1 protein-coding gene is annotated in these 1462 nt (G+C 71.3%); it reads right to left on the bottom strand.

Translation table 11 applies throughout. The features are described from left to right. Positions 1-315: 315 nt before the first annotated feature. A partial coding sequence (locus tag E1289_RS37550; RefSeq protein ID WP_131988939.1) for a hypothetical protein occupies positions 316-1462 on the bottom strand: 1147 nt, incomplete at its 5' end.

The raw sequence follows: 1462 nt of genomic DNA, 5'->3' as shown, positions 1-1462 counted from the left end.
CCGCGGGGGGAGGGGTGGAGGAGGCCGTCGGTGACGGGTCGTCCTGTTCAGGGCTCACTCGGGCTCACTCTGCTCACTTCGGGGGCCGGGGGTCGGCCCGACCGTCAGGGACAAAGCAAGGGGCTCTGCGGGTGTCCTCCAGAGGGTGCCGACGGGGTGGCGGACGTCCCGATGGTCGGGGACGGCCGCGCGACCCCTTTGGGGCGTTCCCAGAAGCATAAAGCCGCCCGGCGGCGCTTCCTCCGGGTTCGGGGGAAGCGCCGCCGGGCGGCCGGAGGCGGCGGGGTCAGCGCCCGGGGCGCCTCACCTGCGGCCTCACTCGCTGTCGAGTCCGTTCTGCAGCGCCTGGACCTCTTCGGAGGTGGCGCCGATCACCTTGTAGTCGGCGTGCTTGTAGAACGTGCCGCCGGTGCTCTTGGCCCAGCTCGCCCACGCGCTGCTGGAGACGCGGCAGCTCGCCCACTGCGGGCTGGAGCTGGTGATGGTGATGGTCGCGGTGCAGTTGCCGAGGTCCCGGCCGGTCAGCGAACCGGCGGTGATGCGGAACCGCACGTCGATGGTGACGGGCGTCTCCGCGTCGTACGGCGGGTTGATCTTGGCTTCGACGGTGCAGCCGGACGAGCTGTTGCAGCCGCCCTTCTTCCACTCGGCGACCCGCGGCTGGGCGGAGGCGTTGAAGGAGTCCTTCAGCTCGCCCATGTTCGTGCGCATGTCGGAGATGACCGACGAGGCCTCGCTGGAGCCCTTCGTGGTGACGTCCACGCGGACGCGCGGGGTCGTCGCCTCGTACCGCAGCAGCTCGGCGTCGTCGTCGTCGGTGATGTAGACGGTGGACGCGAACGTGCTGAACTTCAGGGCCTTCTTGCCCTGCCAGCGGGTCTCGATCGGCTTGACGCTGGACGTCCGGGCCGAGCGGATCCTGCTCGCCAGCGCCGTCGGCGACAGCTGCGACTTGAAGTCGATGTTCAGCTCGTCATGGTCCATGCGGCCCCACTGGTCGCCGCTCTTGAGGAAGAACGGGTCGTCGCCCGAGATCTCCCGCTCCCAGTACGACTTGTCGGCCTTCACGAACAGCTTGCCGTCGGCCGCGAGCAACGTGACCCGGGAGCCGTTCCAGGTGACCGGCCCGGTCGCGCGGCCGCCCTTGGTGACGTTCAGCTCGCCCCGCAGCGTCCCGGCACCGCCGAAGGTGCCGTCGAGCTCGACGGCCTCCGCCGCGGACATGTTGCTCGCCGCGGCGGTCAGCTTCTCCTCGGGGGACTTGCCCCCGCCGACGGTGGCCGCGAACACGATGACCCCGATGAGCAGCAGCACGACGAGACCGCCGCCGAGGATCGCGGCGATCACCACCCCGCCCCCGCCGCGCTTCGGCGGCGGCATGCCGGGGCCCATGGGGCTGCCCGGAGGCGGCGGGAAGAAGGGCGGAGGCGTTCCGGGGCCGCCGAAACCACCGGGTGGGGGC

It is taken from the genome of Actinomadura sp. 6K520 (assembly GCF_004349245.1).
In the GTDB taxonomy this organism is placed as follows: Bacteria; Actinomycetota; Actinomycetes; order Streptosporangiales; family Streptosporangiaceae; genus Spirillospora.
This window is presented reverse-complemented; position numbering and strand designations above follow the sequence as displayed.